The organism is Mariniflexile sp. (assembly GCF_041583155.1).
GTDB lineage: Bacteria > Bacteroidota > Bacteroidia > Flavobacteriales > Flavobacteriaceae > Mariniflexile.
The window spans coordinates 1-20,360 of sequence record NZ_JBFHGK010000016.1 but is presented as its reverse complement, the minus strand read 5'-3'; the positions used below and the strand labels follow the sequence as shown (position 1 = coordinate 20,360).

Annotated in this window: 13 protein-coding genes, 1 tRNA gene and 1 rRNA gene; 11 read left to right on the top strand and 4 right to left on the bottom strand. The window is 31.8% G+C overall.

Going from position 1 to position 20,360, the window contains the following annotated elements; all coding sequences use genetic code 11:
* Window positions 1-40 precede the first annotated feature (40 nt).
* The 4 genes from ABYI63_RS07885 (at window position 41) to ABYI63_RS07870 (ending at window position 5,432) form a co-directional block, all read left to right on the top strand.
* The gene (locus ABYI63_RS07885) at window positions 41-1,351 is read left to right on the top strand and encodes a DUF4270 family protein (protein WP_372755217.1); all 1,311 of its coding nucleotides are present in this window, start codon (window positions 41-43) and stop codon (window positions 1,349-1,351) included.
* Window positions 1,341-2,591: a hypothetical protein gene (locus ABYI63_RS07880; RefSeq protein WP_372755215.1), complete on the top strand. Its 1,251-nt coding sequence runs from the start codon at window positions 1,341-1,343 to the stop codon at window positions 2,589-2,591. Before ABYI63_RS07885 ends, ABYI63_RS07880 begins: the two co-directional genes overlap by 11 nt.
* Window positions 2,592-2,624: 33 nt before the next feature.
* Entirely contained in the window at window positions 2,625-3,302 is a 678-nt protein-coding gene (trmD, locus tag ABYI63_RS07875) for a tRNA (guanosine(37)-N1)-methyltransferase TrmD (RefSeq protein ID WP_372755213.1), read from the top strand.
* Between the two features lie 243 nt (window positions 3,303-3,545).
* The gene (locus tag ABYI63_RS07870) at window positions 3,546-5,432 is read left to right on the top strand and encodes a CocE/NonD family hydrolase (RefSeq protein ID WP_372755211.1); all 1,887 of its coding nucleotides are present in this window, start codon (window positions 3,546-3,548) and stop codon (window positions 5,430-5,432) included.
* Window positions 5,433-5,543: 111 nt separating this feature from the next.
* Here the strand turns inward: ABYI63_RS07870 and ABYI63_RS07865 are convergent, their stop codons facing one another.
* Window positions 5,544-7,616 (bottom strand): hypothetical protein, encoded by a 2,073-nt coding sequence (locus ABYI63_RS07865; RefSeq protein ID WP_372755209.1) that lies wholly within the window; start codon window positions 7,614-7,616, stop codon window positions 5,544-5,546.
* A 427-nt stretch (window positions 7,617-8,043) separates the two neighbouring features.
* On the opposite strand from ABYI63_RS07865, the gene ABYI63_RS07860 reads away from it, so the two are divergent.
* From ABYI63_RS07860 to ABYI63_RS07830, 7 genes are all read left to right on the top strand, one after another.
* The gene (locus tag ABYI63_RS07860; protein ID WP_372755207.1) at window positions 8,044-8,727 is read left to right on the top strand and encodes a hypothetical protein; all 684 of its coding nucleotides are present in this window, start codon (window positions 8,044-8,046) and stop codon (window positions 8,725-8,727) included.
* A 297-nt stretch (window positions 8,728-9,024) separates the two neighbouring features.
* The gene (rplS, locus tag ABYI63_RS07855) at window positions 9,025-9,375 is read left to right on the top strand and encodes a 50S ribosomal protein L19 (protein ID WP_372755205.1); all 351 of its coding nucleotides are present in this window, start codon (window positions 9,025-9,027) and stop codon (window positions 9,373-9,375) included.
* An 874-nt stretch (window positions 9,376-10,249) separates the two neighbouring features.
* A complete protein-coding gene (locus ABYI63_RS07850) occupies window positions 10,250-12,460 on the top strand; it encodes an NADP-dependent isocitrate dehydrogenase (protein ID WP_372755203.1) in 2,211 nt (736 codons plus the stop codon).
* Between the two features lie 75 nt (window positions 12,461-12,535).
* Window positions 12,536-14,911 (top strand): TonB-dependent receptor domain-containing protein, encoded by a 2,376-nt coding sequence (locus ABYI63_RS07845; protein WP_372755201.1) that lies wholly within the window; start codon window positions 12,536-12,538, stop codon window positions 14,909-14,911.
* Window positions 14,912-14,915: 4 nt separating this feature from the next.
* Entirely contained in the window at window positions 14,916-15,728 is an 813-nt protein-coding gene (locus ABYI63_RS07840) for a DUF4249 domain-containing protein (protein ID WP_372755199.1), read from the top strand.
* Window positions 15,729-15,748: 20 nt separating this feature from the next.
* Entirely contained in the window at window positions 15,749-16,567 is an 819-nt protein-coding gene (gene murQ / locus ABYI63_RS07835; protein ID WP_372755197.1) for an N-acetylmuramic acid 6-phosphate etherase, read from the top strand.
* Window positions 16,557-16,790, top strand: coding sequence for a DUF6095 family protein (locus ABYI63_RS07830; protein ID WP_372755195.1), 234 nt, complete (start codon window positions 16,557-16,559; stop codon window positions 16,788-16,790). The genes murQ and ABYI63_RS07830 overlap by 11 nt, the downstream gene beginning before the upstream one ends.
* 518 nt (window positions 16,791-17,308) lie before the next feature.
* Here ABYI63_RS07830 and ABYI63_RS07825 read toward each other — a convergent pair.
* The 3 genes from ABYI63_RS07825 to rrf form a co-directional block, all read right to left on the bottom strand.
* On the bottom strand, window positions 17,309-19,765 hold the full coding sequence (locus ABYI63_RS07825) for a helix-turn-helix domain-containing protein (RefSeq protein ID WP_372755193.1): 2,457 nt from the start codon (window positions 19,763-19,765) through the stop codon (window positions 17,309-17,311).
* 337 nt (window positions 19,766-20,102) lie between these two features.
* Window positions 20,103-20,175: transfer RNA gene (locus ABYI63_RS07820), tRNA-Lys, on the bottom strand.
* Between the two features lie 68 nt (window positions 20,176-20,243).
* Window positions 20,244-20,350: ribosomal RNA gene (rrf, locus tag ABYI63_RS07815) — 5S ribosomal RNA — on the bottom strand.
* Between the last annotated feature and the right edge of the window lie 10 nt (window positions 20,351-20,360).

Here is a 20,360-nt window from a genome sequence, read left to right as displayed (position 1 = left end):
GAGAATTGGTGTTTAATTAAGTTCGCAAAAATTATTATTTATGACCATAAAGCAAGTAATTACAGTACCTATTTTTATAATAGCGTTGTGTGCATTATTTATATCTTGTGAAAACGACGACGAGACTATTCCCGTTGGTGAAGACTGGGTTAATTTAGATACTAAAGTATATTTTATAGATACATTAACAATAAAATCTTCGACTTTTAAATTTGATTCCATAACCGTTTCTGGCACAAGTAAGTTATTAGTTGGAGCTTATACCGATCCAATATTCGGATTAACAAAAAGTAAAAGTTATGTACAACTATCCAACTCAATCTATACCTTAGACAGTAAGTACACTTACGATTCTATCGCATTGATTCTTAACTACGATAGTTATTTCTATAACGATACTATCCCTGTCCAAACCATAAATATATATGAAGTTTTGGATGATATTGAACCAGATGACGATGCTACCAGCTATTATAACACTACTAAAATCACTAGCACTACCACTCCAATAGGCACAAAACGTTTTCTTGCAAAACCTACAAAAGATGATTCTCTGCATGTGACATTAAGCAACACATACGGAAAAACCTTATTTGAAAATATTAGAGATAATAAGATTAATAATTCAGATGAGTTTTTAAAAACATATAAGGGAATTCTTATTGAGCCCGATAACAGTAATACAGCCATGCTTGGTTTTCTAAAAACAAGTTTTATTAGAGTTTATTATACCGATAAATCGGAAGTTGTTACAGACTCCGATTATATAGATATCTCATTTGATGAAACTAATAGTTTCCATAATATTTCTAGTGAAATAGAACCCACTATTTTCAGTTCTTTAACAAACCAAGAAACCTTTTTACCAAGCACTTCAACAGATAACAATGTATTTATGCAGGCTGGTACTGGGATGGCCACGAGAATTGATATCCCAAACCTAGAATCCCTATACGATATTCCTGGAACAGGTATAATTATAGATGCGAACTTAAAGTTTAAACTAAAACAGAACTCAGCTACAGATAACCTCTATACTGACGACAATTTAAATGTTTATATCATAGACCATGAATCTAATATTGTAAGTGCTTTGGTTGATTCACAAGGATCAACCGTGTACGCAACCATCGAATCTGAAAATTCAGAATTTAATATTACCACTTATACCATTCCTGTAAAATACTTTTTAAATCTAAAATTAACTGATATAAATGGTGACAAATATTATTTAGCTATTTATCCAAGTAGTTTTTCAGAATCGGTGAATAGGTATATTTTTAATGGAGAAGCTGCTTCAAAAACAATAAAATCTAAACTCGAATTAACTTACGCTATCTATGATAAATAAGTCTATAATATCATGTGCATTGGTATTGATGGTTTCAATACAAATAAGTGCGCAATCCAATCAACTTTCAAGTTCCCCATATTCTTTATATGGTTTAGGTTTAAGCAACGAAACATCTACAGGAACTATAAACGGGTTGGGAGGCTTAGGTCTTGCAATGCCTTCAAACCGGTTTATTAACAGCTCAAACCCTGCATCATTCGGTAGCATACTTCCCAATTCATTCTTTTTTGATTTCGGATTTAAAGCACAAACCAACACCCTTTCTGAAAAAGGTGGTTCGAACTCAAATTTTATTGGAAACTTTTCAAATATAGCCTTGGCTTTTCCTGTTACTAAAAAATCTGGTTTTGGTTTAACTCTAATTCCTTTAACCAATGTTGGTTATAGCGTTTCTAATATTCAAACTAATATAGAAGGCAGCAGTAGTAGTATTTTTATTACCGACATTACAGGTACCGGAGGTATAAACGATTTGAAACTTAATTATGGCTACGCCTTATCAAACAAATTGCGATTAGGTATTAATGCATCGGCATTATTTGGACAGATAACACAAACTGAAACAGATTATTTACCTTACAATACCTTTATCATTGAGGATGTTAATAACTACTCCGGAATTCGTTTAGGTGCTGGTTTTCAATATGATGTTTTAAAAAGCACTTCCATTGGTGCTACAATTAATTTACCCACAAGCCTTAATGGAAGTAAATCAAGTACAATTACTTTATACACTTCCGATTCTACATCCGATTTAACTGAAAACACTGAAAGTTCCATTGATGATTTCAAATTACCTCTAGAGCTTGCTTTTGGTTTTCAAACAACGTTTAAAAACTATTTAAGTGTTAATTTCGACTATAAAAAGAGCTTTTGGGATACAACCAACCAAACAGACCAACTAGGAGAATTTGTAGATCAGGATGCCTTCGGAATTGGTTTACAATATGCTGCCGAAAAAAAAATAGGAAAGTTTTTCAATAACCTAGAATACCGTGCTGGTTTTGACTTTAGTAATGGGAATTTAGAAGTAAACGACCAACGTATACAGAATTCCGCTTTAAAATTAGGTATTGGAGTCCCTTTTAATAATGGCACAAGTTCCATGATAAATATAGGTTATACTTATGGTAAAAAAGGACAAGTTTCTAGCGGTTTAATAAATGAAAATTATCATTTATTAACTTTAAATTTAAGTTTGGAAGGTATTTGGTTTATGAAAAGAAAAATTGATTAATTCAATTATCTTTGCAATTCTTAATTCAGAACCATGCGCATCGATATTATTACCGTTTTACCAGAATTACTTAAAAGTCCTTTTGAAGCCTCTATTTTAAAACGCGCCATCGAAGCCAACTTGGTTGAAGTTCATTTTCATAATTTACGTGATTATACAAGCGATAAACATAAATCTGTTGACGATACACAATTTGGTGGCGGTGCTGGTATGGTAATGATGGTAGAACCCATTGATAAATGTATTTCTGCTTTAAAAGAACAACGCCTTTACGACGAAATAATTTATATGACGCCAGATGGTGAAACCTTAAAACAAGGTATCGCCAACCAGTTATCTCTAAAAGAAAACATAATCATTTTATGCGGACATTATAAAGGTGTAGACCAACGGGTACGCGATCAATTAATAACTCGTGAAATTTCTATAGGAGATTATGTATTATCTGGTGGCGAATTAGGTGCCGCTGTACTTTGCGATGCCGTAATAAGGTTAATACCTGGTGTGTTGGGCAATGAAACCTCCGCCCTAACAGATTCTTTTCAGGATAATTTATTGGCGCCTCCTATTTATACCAAGCCGCGTGACTACAAAGGCTGGAAAGTGCCAGAACTTTTATTTAGCGGAAATTTTCCAAAAATTGAAAAATGGCGTGAAGAACAAGCTTACCTGCGCACAAAAGAACGAAGACCAGATTTGTTGGAAGATTAAAGTCATTTCAGAAAAAATTCATACCATATTTAGTAATTTCTTTTGAAAAATAGTCGGTATTCATGTTCGTGCTATTGGATTACGAAACCTATCTACTGTAATTTCAATTCTTTAAATCAAATAGATTTACACAACAAAAAATAAGCTCAACATACGCTTTTGCTCTTTCAGTTTATATACCTAAATTTAAAACTTTAATAACAAAAGTTACCTTTCAACAGTTTAATCACAAATCCTAATTACATGAAAAGACACCCGATTATAATTTTAGTTGTAATTGCCTATTGCTTTATTACTAACTTCAACCTGCTAGCACAAAATAAAATACTTCAAGAACTAGAAGAGATTGCAATTATAGATCAAAAAATTATGATGCCTATGCGCGACGGTATTCGCTTAGCAACAGATATTTATCGACCAAAAACAGACAAAAAAGTACCCATTATTTTTTCTCGTACCCCGTACAATTTTAATTCTTGGGGAGATGGTGAACAAAAAACACGAACGGCTCAAAAAGCTTTGGAAGTAGTAAAAAAAGGCTACGCCTATGTGGTTCAAAACGAACGAGGTCGCTATTTTTCGGAAGGAGAATGGGATATTCTTGGAGTGCCATTAACAGATGGTTATGATGCTTTTACCTGGATGAAAAATCAATCGTGGTCCAATGGTAAAATTGGTACCTTAGGTTGTTCTTCAACTGCAGAATGGCAAATGGCAGTTGCAGCATTGGACCATCCTTCGCATGCCGCAATGGTTCCTCAAGGTTTTGGTGCTGGTGTTGGTAGAATTGGAAAAATTAATGAACAAGGAAATTGGTACCGGGGTGGTGTAGAGCAAATGTTATTTTTTGCCTGGCTATATAGTGTTGAACAAGACAAATTTAAACCACGTATTCCAGCGGGTGCTACGCAAGAAGATTTAATTCGAATTTCAAGGTTTTACGATTTAGACCCTGAAAATCCGCCAGTAGATATGGCTGAAGCCTTAAAGCATTTACCTATTCAGGATATACTTAAAAACATAAATGGAAAACATGAGATTTTCGATAAAATGATAACTCGTAAACCAAATGATGAAGCTTGGTTTAAAGGAGGTATTTATCATGATAATATGGAAATTGGTGTTCCTAGTTTCTGGTTTGCTTCATGGTATGACGTGTCTATTACTCCAAATCTAGCTTTGTATAATCATGTTCGAAATAATTCTAAGGATGCTACTATTAGAGATAACCAATACTTAGTAATTGCACCAACGTTACATTGTGCTTACACACGGGCTTCTGAAAACACCATTGTAGGTGAACGTAATGTAGGCGACGCAAGACTTAACTACGACGAACAAATTTACGCTTGGTTTGATTTATGGTTAAAAGATGAACAAAACGATTTTAAAGAAAAAACACCTAGAGTACAATATTATACCATGGGAAGTAATAAATGGCAAGCTTCGGAAACTTGGCCTCCAAAAAACGCTAAATTAACTACCTATTATTTAAATAGTAATGGGAAAGCAAATAGTGCATTAGGTGATGGTAAATTAAAGACTTCAAAAGCTAAGTCCGATTCTCCTGATAGTTTCACTTACAATCCGATGGCACCTGTTCCATCTTACGGAGGTAATGTTTGTTGTACTGGAAATGCAGTTCAAGGTGGTGCATTCGATCAACAACAAATGGAAACTAGAGATGATATTTTAGTCTACACCACAGATGTTTTAAAAGAAGGAGTAGAAATTTCGGGATTTATTGAATCCACTTTATATGTATCCTCGGATGTGAAAGATACAGATTTCACCATTAAATTAATTGATGTTTATCCTGATGGCACTGCTTACAATTTGGATGAAACCATTCAACGTGTAAGATATCGTGAAGGTTACGACAAAGAAGTGTTCATGGAAAAAGATCAGGTTTATAAAGTAGATTTAACACCTATGTCTACCAGTAATTACTTTAAAAAAGGACATCGTATCCGTATTGAAATATCTAGTAGTAATTTTCCGCGTTTTGCTCGAAACCTAAATACCGGTGGTAATAACTATGATGAAAAAGAAGGTATAATAGCCAACAATAAAGTACATCATTCTTCAAAATATCCATCGCAAATAAAACTTCCAATAATTTCTAATTAAGATTAGAAATTATTAAAAACAACAAAGATTAGATTTTAATGAATCTCCTATTAAAATCTAATCTTTAAATTTTATTACTTTATAAATCTAATTCCACAAATTGCTTTGTTTTTAATCTAGCAATTCAGGAGTATTCAAAATCAATTCTATTTTCTTTATTATTACAGTAATTTGATTCATTTGTGTTTCTATATTTCTAAAAAACAAACTAATATCTCTATTTACCCAACTTTCAGAAATAACGCGTGCCCCCAGACTTATTCTTAATACAGCACTTTCCACATCATTACCATATTTTACATTAACAGCTTGCCCAATATGACATCTTTGCGCTGCAAGCCTAACAATCTCTAAAGGAGAATCTTCAAAATGATTAGAAATATCAGAATTCAATAACATATAAAGCTTTTTCACATTATCTACAGATAAGGCTACTTTATTTTTTAAAATGAAGAAAGGAAAAATAGTACGTATATTTCGAATTCCAAATTCTTTACTATTATAACTATTAGTTTTTGCTTCATTACCATAAATGGGTTCTAAAAAAGAGGCGTCTTTGATGGAGTCTTCAACAAAATTACAAAACATTTCAATGCCCATATTTCTATATAAAATAGGTGTTTTGTAGTATCTATCCATTTCTACAATTGCAGCATTCCAGCGCATGTAAGACCCATAGTTATAACCTTCTGATAAATCTTTGGAACAGCACCATGAAGTTGGCCAATCGGAATGATTGTAATATTTGGTTAAACCTGCCGGCAATGTATTTTTTGCCGCATGAATTAATTTACTAACACTTTCTGGTAAAATTAAAGCACCTGAATACGGAGGTCCTGTAAAATATTTACTACCTGTTATAGCAACAATAAAACCTTTCTCTAAATATTTTTGAATGTCTGTAGGATCCAACCTAAGTTGTGCGGCATCAATAATGACTTGAATTGATAAATCTTTAAGGGATTTTAATTCCTTCATCATTTTTTCACTAGGCGATTGATAGCCTAATTTTGAATGATCCATAACATGCAATACCACATGTTTACCCAACTTACTAGTTTCAGAAATGGCAGAAAAAATCTCAGAATCGAGTTGGGTAGTTGATTTTAATTCTCCTTTTTCATTTCTAAATGGAACCTTAATCAAATCTACATCTCTGAAGCCTTCAATTCTATCTCCTTTTTTTATGGGATGATTTAAAGCTGTTGTGTTTTCAAAATGACATCCTTTTAAAGCTGCCGGAACACCACTGCCAGTTTCATCGGAAGCCACTAAAACATGAGTAATATCTTTATCCGTGATAATTTGGGTAATGGCCGCAATTTGAAGTGATGAATCTGTACCAGAAGGCGAAAAAATTATTTGAGTTTCATCATTTAATTTAAAAATCTTTTTAAGGTTGTCTTTTAATAATTCAGAAAAAGCAATAGTTGCATTTTTAAAACCATTTTTTAAACTGTTCTTAATTAAAATACTACGTACTTTATCTGTTTTATCAAATGCAAAATTAGAAACACTTGTAGCTGTTGAAGATGCAAATGTAAAAGCATCGGGTCTTGGAAATGGTCTGCAACCATATTTATTCAATAATGCTATCTCATCTATATTTAATCTAAGATCGCCACCATCCATCAAAAGATACTCCGTTGGTTTTGCCAAATTTTCAATAATTGGTTTCCAAGCCTCTTTAAATACACTATTAGAGCTTTTAACACCATGAAACGCCTGAAACTCTTCTATTTCTAATAAGGATTCAGGAGCTATAGTTTCAGAAGTTTTAATTAAATTAATCAAAGTGTAATCAAGCGGATGCAATTTTTCTTTATCCTCTTTTGGTAATAGATTGTAAAATATTCGAGTCACTTCAAAGGCTGCGATATCACATAATGCAACATCCTCTTTTTTATGATCTAATGCCTTATGCCAAAGTTGCCATTCAATACCATATCTTAAGTAAACTAAAGCTAAAACAGGTTTTCTTAAAAACGCTGAACCTATTATAATGGATTTGTTAGGTATAATTTTAAATATATTAGGCTCAGTAGTAGAAGTTATAATATTAATGTTATTTAATTTAGGAACGGTATTAAATCTTTTCAATACATGAACTAAATAATTCACATTTTCCTTTTCAAATAAACTTGTTCTTCTATACTGATCCTCAATTAATATATTGTTTGTCATTGATTTTTTTTTATTAAAAAACGTTCATCAGAACGTTCCAAGTAATGTAAATAATTTAGGAATAAATTTTAATTATTTTTTAAATTTTATAAAGCCATAAAAGTAAGATTTTTTTAAAACTTTATTGCTATCCATGTTTTAGAAATATTTTAATTAAAATTCAAACAAAACATTTAATATCAACAAATTACAACCTTAAATAATATCAAAATCTATAAAAGGTGATTTTTGTGTCTTTTTTCTTATTTATATTTTTCCAAAAACTAATTATATTCTTTCAAAAGACACAAATTAAATGTAGAAGGCATTCATACTATAAGGTTTTATTAAATGTGAATATGAATTGTATTGTGTGTTGAAAAAATGTTTAATTTGGCCTACTGAAGTTTCTCAACTTTATTAATAAAATTTTAAGAATTGTAGCGCTATGAAAAAGTTTTTTATTTTATGTTTTATTTTAATAACTGGTAATTTAATTGCACAAAACAGTGAAATGTTTTCGTATAAATTAGATAACTTCGTAAGTTTGAAGGTTCCAAAAAACTTTGTAGAATCGGATACGCTTATAGATGGTGTGCAAATAAGACAAATTAGGTTTAAAACTAAAACCTACGATTTTATTGCTCAAAGAGTACTTTTTGAAAATGAAGACCAAAAGCAAAGTCTGTCCAGATTACCGTACGATTACACGAGCTTAATAGATGAGTATAATCGTGTTATTGCAAGAATGCGCTATAGAGTTCCCTATTATTTAAAAACCACAACCCTAGTTGAAAAAGAAGGGTTTACTGGTTATAATTTAAAATTTGCCAATGATTTAGAAACCCCTACTTATGAGGCAGAATTTTATTTATTAAATAAAAACTTGTACACATTTTTCTATGCTAGCGACACCAATTTTGATGCTAAAGTTAGTACAGAATTGTTCAATTCTGTTACAATAAATAACAAGCAGGATATTAGTCAATACTTAGGTAAACCCCCAAAATACAGGTTTGGATATGTAATTGCTACTTACTTCTTTTTAAGTTTAATATTGGTTGGTGCCATTATTTACTCCATTAAAATTTATAGAAAGAAAAGAGGGAAACCAAGTATTTTTCATGAGTAGAATAACACATAACAAAGTAATTTGGTTTTAATGAAATGATCTAAATTAAAGGAATCTGTGTTAAGGTTTGAGGCATTGTTGAAGTTCCTCACAAAAAGCGACTGCCGAAACCTGACTTTTTGCTGTTAACAAACTCATTATTAACCTAATATTTCCGAGCAAAAAGAAACACCATAAAAAATTCAATTATTAATTGTGCATTGTTAATTAATAATTATCTTTGCAGCCAATTTCGGGTTAACCTCTGGCGAGAATCGTGAATGTTGTTTCGAATTAATCATTTTTAAATATAAAGAAATGGAATCTTTAATAAAGTTTGTACAAGACGAATTTGTAGCAAAAAAAGACTTTCCAGAGTTTGGAGCTGGAGATACAATTACTGTTTACTATGAAATTAGAGAGGGCGAAAAAGTTCGTACTCAGTTTTTTAGAGGTGTTGTAATACAAAAAAGAGGATCTGGTTCTTCAGAGACTTTTACAATCAGAAAAATGTCTGGTACTATTGGAGTAGAGCGTATCTTCCCTATTAATTTACCTGCATTACAAAAAATTGAAGTTAATAAGCGTGGTAAAGTACGTAGAGCAAGAATTTACTACTTTAGAGGTCTTACTGGTAAAAAAGCAAGAATTAAAGAGCGCAGACATTAATAAAAGCGTATTGCGAAAGCAACTTAAAAGCCCTGAAACAAATTTCAGGGCTTTTTTTATTAACAATTGTTAATAACTTGAGTTTATAAGTTGTTGATATATAATGTGTTAAAAACAATGGTTTATATGCATTTATATTGTAAATTAGCAACAAGGAACAAAACTAACAAGTAAAATTGGTTTCATTTAAAAAATGAATTTAAATTTGTTTCTTAGTAAGGTAACGTTCTTTATTATAAAATTGTTTTTTGAGGTTTAATTGTAGTATGTGTAAGCATATTAAAAACAAAAGAACCATGATATTATAAAAAGTACCAAATACAAATGTAGTTGGCAACTAGTATAATTGAAAGCTTATAAAAAACAGCTAAGTTGAAAAACTTGTTGTTATAATAAAAGCAATGCATCAAGCTTAACAATCGTTAACAACGATAAAGAAAGATTGATGGCATCAAGAAAAACAGTTAAATGAAACATTTAAGTAATAGGTCAATACATTTTGAAAATTACAAAAAATGTTTCCTTGAAATAATAGCACTTATATTGAAAAATCAAGCTTAAGGCTTAGATTAATTTAGTAGAAATACTGAGTAGATTAAGTTATATTATTTCAGAGAAAGCCATGTCAAAGTAGATAAACATCTGCAGTGATATGGCTTTTGTTTTTTGTAACATCTGGAATACTTTTATTAAAAAATTCTTACTACTAACATCAATTTTTGATTTTCTCTCAAAATTAGTTCCTTCTCTCCTATTTCGCTTAGCAATTAAACCAATATAAAAGTCAATTTTTGTATATTCGCACCGCGAAAACGTTATCGTATAACGTATTCAACAATTTATAATTAAATAATAATATAAAACCATCATATTAATGTCTAAAATTATCTATACAAAAACCGATGAAGCTCCAGCGCTTGCCACACGTTCATTTTTACCTATAGTAAAAGCTTTTGTAAAATCGTCTGGTATTAATATTGAAACCAAAGATATTTCATTAGCTGCCAGGATATTATCCGTTTTTCCAGATTTTTTAAATGACAGTCAACGTGTTTCTGATGATTTAGCAATTCTTGGTGAATTGGCTAAAAGTCCAGAAGCAAATATTATTAAATTACCAAATATTAGTGCCTCCATTCCGCAGTTAAAAGCTGCTATAAAAGAGTTACAATCTAAGGGTTTCGCCATTCCTAATTATCCTGATGAAGCATCAAACGATGCTGAAAAAGATATTAAATCGCGATACGATAAAATAAAAGGTAGCGCTGTAAACCCTGTATTACGTGAAGGAAATTCAGATAGACGTGCGCCGAAAGCCGTTAAGAATTATGCTAAAAAGAATCCTCACTCTATGGGCGCTTGGTCTAGCGATTCTAAAACACATGTTGCCACTATGGAATCTGGAGATTTCTTTGCTAATGAAAAATCTTTAACGCTGCCTGAAGCCACTAGTATTAAAATTGTTCATACAGACAATAATGGAAATGAAACCGTTTTAAAGGATAGTTTCAATTTACTTCAAGGTGAAATAATTGACGCCACTGTTTTAAGCAAAACAGCATTAGTTAACTTTCTAGATGCTCAAATTAAAGATGCTAAAGCAAATGATGTTTTATTTTCATTGCACATGAAAGGAACAATGATGAAAGTAAGTGATCCTATTATTTTTGGTCACGCTGTAAAAGTGTTTTTCAAAAATGTATTTGAAAAACACGCTGAAACCTTAGAAAAAATTGGTGTAGATGTGAACAATGGTTTTGGTAATTTGGTTGAAAAAATTCAAACTTTACCAGACGCAAAACGTAATGAAATTCAAGCAGATATAGATGCTGCATTTAAAAATGGACCTGCAGTTGCGATGGTGAACAGTGATAAAGGCATTACCAACCTACATGTACCAAGCGATGTTATTATTGATGCATCTATGCCTGCAATGATACGCACTTCGGGACAAATGTGGAATGCAGAAGGCAAACTTCAAGATACAAAAGCAGTTATTCCTGATTCTAGTTATGCTGGTATTTATTCTGCCACTATCGATTTTTGTAAAAAGCATGGTGCCTTCGATCCAACCACCATGGGAACCGTTCCAAACGTTGGATTAATGGCTAAAGCCGCTGAAGAATATGGTTCACACGATAAAACTTTTGAAATGGCTTCAAACGGCACAGTAAGTGTTATTGATGCCTCAGGAAACACTTTATTAAAGCATACTGTTGAAGCGGGAGATATTTGGAGAATGTGTCAAACAAAAGATGCTCCAATACAAGACTGGGTTAAATTGGCCGTTACTCGTGCAAAAGCTTCTGAAACACCTGCCGTTTTTTGGTTAGACGAAAACAGAGCCCACGATGCCGAATTAATTAAAAAAGTAAACACTTATTTAAAAGATCACGATACCACTGGATTAGATTTAAGAATTCTATCTCCGGTAGATGCTACCCTATTTACCTGCGAAAGAATTATAAAAGGGTTAGATACTATTTCCGTTTCAGGAAACGTTTTACGCGATTATTTAACCGATTTATTCCCAATTTTAGAAGTTGGAACGAGCGCAAAAATGTTATCTATTGTACCATTGATGAATGGTGGTGGCTTATTTGAAACTGGTGCTGGTGGATCTGCTCCTAAGCACGTGCAACAATTTACAACTGAAAACCATTTACGTTGGGATTCTTTAGGTGAATTTTTAGCTCTGGCTGTTTCATTAGAACATTTAGCAACTGTGAATAATAACGCTAAAGCTCAAGTACTTGCTGATACTTTAGATGAAGCTACAGGAAAATTGTTAGAGAACGATAAATCACCATCACGTAAAGCTGGTGAACTAGATAACCGCGGAAGTCACTTTTATTTAGCACTTTATTGGGCCGAGGCTCTAGCTGCTCAAACAAAAGATGCAGATTTAAAAGCAGAGTTTACTCCTATTGCACAACAATTGAAGAAAAATGAAGCCGTAATTGTAGCTGAATTGAATGAAATTCAAGGTAAACCTGTAAATATTGGTGGTTATTATGAACCAAATGAAACTTTAGTTAATGAGGCTATGAGACCAAGCTCGACATTTAACAATATTTTAAGTTAAATTAAAGTAATACAATTTGAAAAAGCTCCTGTAAAGGGGCTTTTTTTTTATATTTTTATAAAAAAAAAGCTATCAATGAAGAACATTTTTTTATGCTTTCTCCTTACGTGCTGTTGTAGTATAACTTCTTTAATTGCTCAAGAAAAAATAACCTTAAAAGGTGTCATTTCAGAACAAAAAAACAACGAAACTTTAATTGGTGTTAGCATTATTTTTCCAGAATTAAATACGGGAACAACAACCAATGAATATGGTTTTTATTCGATAACTGTACCGAAAGGCACATACAAGGTTATCATTAGTTATATTGGGTTTGCAACAAAAATGGAGACACTGTTACTTACTAACAACACTACGAAAAATTTTAGTTTAACTGATACTCTAGAAACCTTAGATGAAATAGTTATCACAGAAAATGTTGAAAGATTAAACATCAAAACACCTCAAATGAGTGTTGCAAAGCTTACATCTGGAACTATTAAAGAAATTCCTGTGGTATTTGGCGAAGCCGATATCATAAAAGCTATTACCTTACTGCCTGGGGTTACAAATGCGGGCGAAGGGTCGTCTGGTTTTAATGTTAGAGGCGGTTCTGTAGATCAGAATTTAATTCTCCTCGATGAAGCCACCATTTATAATTCGTCCCATTTATTCGGCTTCTTTTCAGTTTTTAACCCAGATGCTATAAAAGATTTAAAATTGTATAAAGGAGGTATTCCTGCCCGCTACGGCGGAAGGGTTTCTTCGGTTTTGGATATTTATCAAAAGGATGGAAACAGTAAAGAATTTCATGCCAATGGTGGTATTGGTCTAATTTCTAGCAGATTACTTCTAGAGGGGCCTTTAAAAAAAGATAAAGGTTCATTTCTTTTAGGTGGCAGATCTAGTTATGCGCATCTTTTTTTACCAATTTTTGATATTGATAATATTGCCTATTTCTACGATTTAAATACAAAATTAAGTTATAAATTGGATGATAGAAACAATATTTATCTATCAGGCTATTTCGGTCGTGATGTTTTTCGGCTTAATGAAACCATCGATAACACTTACGGAAATACGGTATTAAATTTTAGATGGAATCACTTACTTTCAGATAAACTTTTTTCAAACGTTTCACTTATCTATTCAGATTATTATTATGGCTTAAAACTTGGGTTTGTAGAATTCGATTGGGTTTCTGGCATTAGGAACTTCAACTTAAAATATGACTTTAAGCATTATATTTCCAATAATTTTAAGTTGCAATATGGTTTAAATAGTATTTACTATAAGTTTAACCCTGGGGATATTAAACCCACCACAGAAACTTCTGGCATAAACCCATTCAAATTAACTGATAAATTTGCTTTTGAAAATGCTATTTATTTAGAGGCTGAGCATAAACTATCGGATAAGTTATCTCTTTCCTATGGATTACGCTTTAGTTCTTTTTTAAGACTAGGTCAAGATGAATTAAATATTTATGAAAATGATCAAGCCGTTGTTTTTAACAACGATTTTAAAATCTATGAAAAAGCAGACCCCATAGGCACGGAAAGTTTTAATCGCAGCGATATCATTGCAGATTTTTTCAATGTAGAACCTCGTTTGTCGCTTTCCTATCAATTAAATTCTAATAGTTCAATAAAGGGTAGTTATAATAGAATGAGTCAATATTTACACCTACTTTCTAACACCAATTCTCCAACACCTTTGGATATTTGGACTCCTAGTGGTAAATATGTTAAACCCCAATTACTAGATCAATTCGCGGTCGGTTACTTCAAAAATTTCAAAAATAACACTTATTCTTTAGAAGTAGAAAGCTTTTATAAAAACGTAAAAAACAGGATTGATTACATTGATGGTGCCGATTTAATTGCAAACAATGCTATTGAACAAGTTATTTTAAGTGGAGAAGCTCAAGCCTATGGTATGGAATTACTCTTTAGAAAAAATGAAGGCAAGCTTAAAGGTTGGTTAGCTTATACCCTATCTAAATCCCAACAGCAAACAAAAGGCAGAACACCTTCAGAAACTGGAATTAATGATGGTAATTGGTACAATACACCTTATGATAAAACACATGATATTTCATTAACAAGTAGTTATAATTTAAACAATAAATTAAAACTTAACGCTAATTTCTTATTTCAAACAGGGCAACCTACCACATTTCCAAACGGACAATATGTTTACAATAACATTACCATACCCAATTATAATGATCGAAATTCCGATAGGTTACCAACTTACAACCGCTTAGATGTTTCAGTTTCATACACTCCAAAACCCGAAAAAATCAAAGGTTGGCAAACAGAATGGGTGTTCGGTATATACAATATCTATAATCGAAAAAATGCTGCTTCTATTGCCTTCGGACAAAATGAAGAAACCAAATTAAATGAAGCTTACAGACTCTCTATTTTTGGAATTGTTCCTTCTGTATCATACAATTTTAAGTTTTAACGCGATGAAAAAAATACTATACATACTTTGTTGTCTTTCTGTTTTTACTTGTGAAGATGTTATTGAATTAGACTTAAATACTGCTGAACCAAGATTAGTAATTGACGCCTCCATTAAATGGTATAAAGACACCTCAGGAAAAAATCAATTCATAAAATTATCCTTAACCGCGCCGTATTACAGTACGGAAATACCTCCTGCAACGGGTGCTACCGTAACAGTATCGGATCAATTTAATAACGTTTTTAATTTTGTTGAAGAAGAGAATTCTGGAATTTATAAAAACCTTACTTTTATTCCAACAATTGATGGGGTTTATAAGCTAAAAATCGTTTATAATAATGAAACTTATACAGCCACTGAAACTTTAATGCCTGTGGTGGATATAGATAGAGTGGAACAAAAAAATGATACTGGTTTTTCGGGAGATGAAACAGAGTTAAAGGCATACTATTCCGATCAGAAAGATATTAAAAATTATTATCTTTTTGAATTTATTAATATTGAAACAAACATAGTGAATATAGAAGTTTACGATGATAAATTCACAGATGGAAATCAAATTTTTGCTTATTATTCTAATGAAGATATCGTGAAAGGTGACGAGTTAGTAATTCAAAATCATGGCATATCACAACGTTATTATGAGTATATGGTGATTTTATTGCAACAAGGTAATGAAGAATCTGGTGATCCTTTTGAAGTACAACCTGCAAAAATAAGAGGTAATTGTATAAATGAAACTAATCCCGACAACTATCCATTTGGATATTTCAGAGCTTCAGAAGTTTCTGTTTTCAATTATACTATAGAATAAAAAATGTTTACTTTTGAACCATGAGCTTTACAAAAACAACCGAACAAGATTCAAACTACAACCATTTGGAAAAAATGTCTGTTTCTGAATTATTGACTAATATTAATAATGAAGATAAACTAGTTCCACAGGCTGTTGAAAAGGCAATACCTCAAATTGAAACACTAGTTTCTGTAATAGTAAACAAATTAAAAGAAGGCGGACGTTTATTTTATATTGGTGCTGGAACGAGTGGAAGATTAGGTATTTTAGATGCCTCAGAATGTCCTCCTACCTTTGGTGTGCCTCATAGTTTAGTAAACGGACTTATAGCCGGAGGTGATTCAGCAATTAGAAAGGCTGTTGAATTTGCCGAAGATTCCACCACACAAGGTTGGGAAGATTTACAATCTTATCAAATATCAGATAAAGATGTTGTAATCGGAATTGCTGCCTCTGGTACTACACCTTATGTAATTTCTGCATTAAAAGCTTGTAATGAAAATAACATAATTACAGGATGCATAACTTGCAACAAAAACAGTCCGTTATCACAAACTGCCAAATTTCCTATAGAAGTTATTGTAGGTCCTGAATTTGTTACAGGTAGTTCAAGAATGAAGGCAGGAACCGCTCAGAAATTAGTTCTTAATATGATAACAACAACAAGTATGACACAACTTGGGCATATTAAGGGGAACAAAATGGTGGATATGCAACTGAGCAACAATAAACTTGTGGATAGGGGTACCAAAATGATAATGCAAGAGCTTAATATTTCAGAAGATGAAGCAAAAAGCCTTTTAAATACGCACAAAAACGTACGTGCAGCAATAAAAAATTATAATAATGGAAACTAACAGAACCGATAAAACAATATTATTTAAAGGCGTAAAACTATTGGCCTTTGCACTTCTAAGTCTTTTTATGGGACCAATTTTAATGACCTTGGCACTTTCCGATAAAGAAAATTCCCTATACATTCCATTATTAATTGTGGCTACATTAATATGTGTTATGGCTGTATTCCTTATTTTTAAAGGCATTAAAACCATAATGTCTAGCATGTTTAAAAAGAAGTAAATTTATATAATTTATTCCCTTAGGGTTTGTTGAATTATATGTAAAATTAGAAGCATTTATTTCTAAATTCACCCCCTTATGATTATAAATTACTATCGAAAATGGTGAATAATATGGCTATTTTCCTAGACTTAGTATGTGCTTCTTTATGCCCTATTCTTGCTTGTACAACTCAATAATTAATAACAAGGATGGAATTAGCCGATGCACATCTGATAGTATTCCTGATTTTGGATAATTTCATTTAAATAGGTCTTAGCAAATTCACAAAGTTCCACCTTCATTTTTATCACTAATTGTAACGGTTAATGTATCATTCAACTTAAAGAAACATCTATATAAAACTAAAATATGCAGAATAACCTGTAGCTACAGGAAGATCATTTTTAAATGATATTATTCAGTTAATCTAAAAACTTATAGTCTTTTTTAAGTGTTTAAATTTGATTCTAACTGAATGTGTACGTTAAAGTAATAGAAAGGTTTGGCGCTTTTAAGATTTGGTTTACATTAAAATTCTACCCTGTAGAGGAAGCTTTATTAATCGCTTCTAAAACCAAGCGTATTTCACCAAAACTATACTTTTCATCCAATTGATTTTTTAAATCGGATAAATTTTCAAAGTTTTTCTGAGGAATCAGTTTAAGTAATTCCTCGTAATGTTCCGTAGGTATTAAATCTGTAATCTTTACCTCTCCAGATGGAATAAAAGTAACTAGATGTCCAAAAATGGTATTAGCATTAAGTTCTCGTTCATCAGCAATTTCAGAAATTGTTTTGCCTGACTTAAAAAGTTCTAAGGAAATTTTCATCGTTTCTCCTTTTCCTTTAGTTTTTTTAGGTTCCTTAGTTACTAAATCAAATTTTTCGACTGAGGTTTCAATATCATTTTCATCACAATAATTTCTAATGACTTCCAAAATTGCATCACCATATTTGTCAACTCTGGTTTTCCCCATACCATTTATCTTTAATAGTTCTTTTTTATTAGTTGGCAAGGTTTCACACATTTCATATAAGGCCTTCTGAGTGAACACTTGATAATGAATCAAATCATTTTCTTGGGCAATCTCGTTTCTTAGAATTCTTAGAATTTCATACAATTCCAAATTGGTTGTACCATCTATAACAGTATTTCTAGCTTTTTTTGGTTTTTCCTTACTATGAAATACAGCCTTAACTCTTAATTCTAAAAACAACTTTGTTGAAAACCCTTCAGCCAAACCGTCAAAATATAATAATTTCGTATCTAACAATTCTTCAAGAATATCGAAGTTCTTAGTTAAATCCCCACCTACAGCCTTATTGTCCGTTGTAAAACCAAAAGCTTTTAAAGGTAATACCATATGCTTGTCTGTTTCCGTTTTAAAATAGCCAACTGCTTTTTTAAACCGTTCCTGAATTATTTTGCTAGATTCTGGTATCCCTTCATTTTCTGATAGCTCTTTTAATTGTAATTTAAAGTTATTACTAACTTTCAAAAAATTAGTGATAGTAGTTTTAATACTTTGAACTGGCATTTCAACATTACCCTCAATAACGGTTTTGTTTTTATAAAAAATATCTAAAATTCTATTTATAGGATACAAAAACTCATAAAAATCAAATACTTCAAATATCAAATCTAATTGATACATTTTTTGTGAAGACTGCAAAACGAGCGTATCTGGCTCATTTTCTTCAGCATTTTTATTAAATACTAAAACATTATTATCGTTAATAATATGACTAGAATCAATTTTACTTTTTAGAGCCAAACCTTCTAAAGATTTACACCTACTTAGGGCAACATAGGTTTGTCCATGAGCAAAAGCGCCTTGGGCATCAATTATAGCGCGTTCAAAAGTTAAACCCTGACTTTTATGAATGGTTATAGACCAAGCCAAGCGTAAAGGCATTTGTGTAAAAGAACCTATTTTATCTTCAGTGATGGCCTTGGTTTCTTCATTAACCGTATAATTAATGTTTTCCCAAACTTCTGGCGTGGTATTTATATTGAAATCATCATCAGGACAATGCACCACAACTTCATCTTTATCTAAATGAATAACCTTGCCTATTTTACCATTAAAATAACGTTTATCTGGGCTGCTATCATTCTTTACAAACATAACTTGAGCTCCAACTTTCAGTTTTAATGATTCACTATTAGGATAAGAAAACTCAGGAAATTTACCTTCTATTTTTGCATTATAAGTAAACTCTTTTGTTTTAAGTTTATCCAATTCTGCCTTATTGGTGGCTTCAGCTTTATTATTATGCGTCGTTAATGAAATATAACCTGCATCCGGTTCGGGTATGAAATCTGGAATATAGCGCTTGTTCAATTCTTCTGCTGCCGCTTCACTAAGTACATTGTTCCTAATCTCATTTAAAATCTGAATAAACTTAGGATTTTCTTGTCTATAAATATGTTTTAATTCAATAGTTATAGCCGCACACTCCTGAAAAGCGCGACTACTAAAAAAGAAACCATTATTATAAACATGCTTTAACAATTCCCATTCATTTTCTCTAATAACAGGCGACAATTGTTGCAAATCGCCAATCATAAGTACTTGTACTCCTCCAAAAACCTTATTTCTATTTCTAAAACGTCGCAAAGTCCTATCAATGCCATCTAGTAAATCAGCCCGTACCATACTTATCTCATCAATAACTAATAAATCCATCGATTTAATGATATTGATTTTAGTCTTACTAAATTTTCTATTAAAACCACTGGAATTATTTAAATCTGTGTCAGGTAAAATAGGCCCAAATGGCATTTGAAAAAAAGAATGAATAGTAACACCTTTTGCATTTATGGCAGCAACTCCTGTTGGCGCAACAACAACCAAGCGTTTTAAGCTATCCATTTTCAATCGATGCAAAAAAGTTGTTTTACCAGTACCCGCTTTTCCCGTTAAAAAAATTGAGCGATTTGTATTATTTACAAATTCCCAAGCTAAATCAAGCTCTTTATTAGCTGCCATTATATAGGTTTAAAATAGTGTTTGAAGATACTAATTTGAACATTTATTTTGGTGGGTTTTTAAGAAAAATAAAAACCGTGCTATACACTATATCTTTTTATGCATCAAGTTTAACTCATACTTCCAATCAATATATATGCATAAAAAGGATACCGTTTCTATCACTCCCACAATTATCAACTAATATGAAACTTTAAAACCATTAAACAGAATTATAAAAGTTCCTATATTATAATAACCTATACTCGAAGAAAAAAATTTAAAACATTCTTTAAACAAAAAAAACCTTGTTAATAAGATAATTAACAAGGTTTATACAATAAAAAAAATCTATTTGTGACCTGGCTGGGATTCGAACCCAGGACCCTTTCATTAAAAGTGAAATGCTCTACCAACTGAGCTACCAGGTCAATATATTATTTTATCTCTTATAAAAAATAAAAATAAAAAATCCTCAGCAAAAAATGCTGAGGATTAAAAAAGGCAACGACCTACTCTCCCACAATGCAGTACCATCGGCGCTAACGGGCTTAACTTCTCTGTTCGGAATGGTAAGAGGTGAGCCCCGTCGCTATAACCACCTTAAGTCATAGCT

What these genes read in the sequence shown, in the direction of transcription:
- rplS (WP_372755205.1), top strand. Translation starts at nt 9,025, where the DNA reads ATGGAATCTTTAATAAAGTTTGTACAAGACGAATTTGTAGCAAAAAAA.
- ABYI63_RS07845 (WP_372755201.1), top strand. Translation starts at nt 12,536, where the DNA reads ATGAAGAACATTTTTTTATGCTTTCTCCTTACGTGCTGTTGTAGTATA.
- ABYI63_RS07830 (WP_372755195.1), top strand. Translation starts at nt 16,557, where the DNA reads ATGGAAACTAACAGAACCGATAAAACAATATTATTTAAAGGCGTAAAA.
- ABYI63_RS07850 (WP_372755203.1), top strand. Translation starts at nt 10,250, where the DNA reads ATGTCTAAAATTATCTATACAAAAACCGATGAAGCTCCAGCGCTTGCC.
- ABYI63_RS07825 (WP_372755193.1), bottom strand. Translation starts at nt 19,765, where the DNA reads ATGGCAGCTAATAAAGAGCTTGATTTAGCTTGGGAATTTGTAAATAAT.
- ABYI63_RS07885 (WP_372755217.1), top strand. Translation starts at nt 41, where the DNA reads ATGACCATAAAGCAAGTAATTACAGTACCTATTTTTATAATAGCGTTG.
- trmD (WP_372755213.1), top strand. Translation starts at nt 2,625, where the DNA reads ATGCGCATCGATATTATTACCGTTTTACCAGAATTACTTAAAAGTCCT.
- ABYI63_RS07870 (WP_372755211.1), top strand. Translation starts at nt 3,546, where the DNA reads ATGAAAAGACACCCGATTATAATTTTAGTTGTAATTGCCTATTGCTTT.
- ABYI63_RS07865 (WP_372755209.1), bottom strand. Translation starts at nt 7,616, where the DNA reads ATGACAAACAATATATTAATTGAGGATCAGTATAGAAGAACAAGTTTA.
- ABYI63_RS07880 (WP_372755215.1), top strand. Translation starts at nt 1,341, where the DNA reads ATGATAAATAAGTCTATAATATCATGTGCATTGGTATTGATGGTTTCA.
- ABYI63_RS07860 (WP_372755207.1), top strand. Translation starts at nt 8,044, where the DNA reads ATGAAAAAGTTTTTTATTTTATGTTTTATTTTAATAACTGGTAATTTA.
- ABYI63_RS07840 (WP_372755199.1), top strand. Translation starts at nt 14,916, where the DNA reads ATGAAAAAAATACTATACATACTTTGTTGTCTTTCTGTTTTTACTTGT.
- murQ (WP_372755197.1), top strand. Translation starts at nt 15,749, where the DNA reads ATGAGCTTTACAAAAACAACCGAACAAGATTCAAACTACAACCATTTG.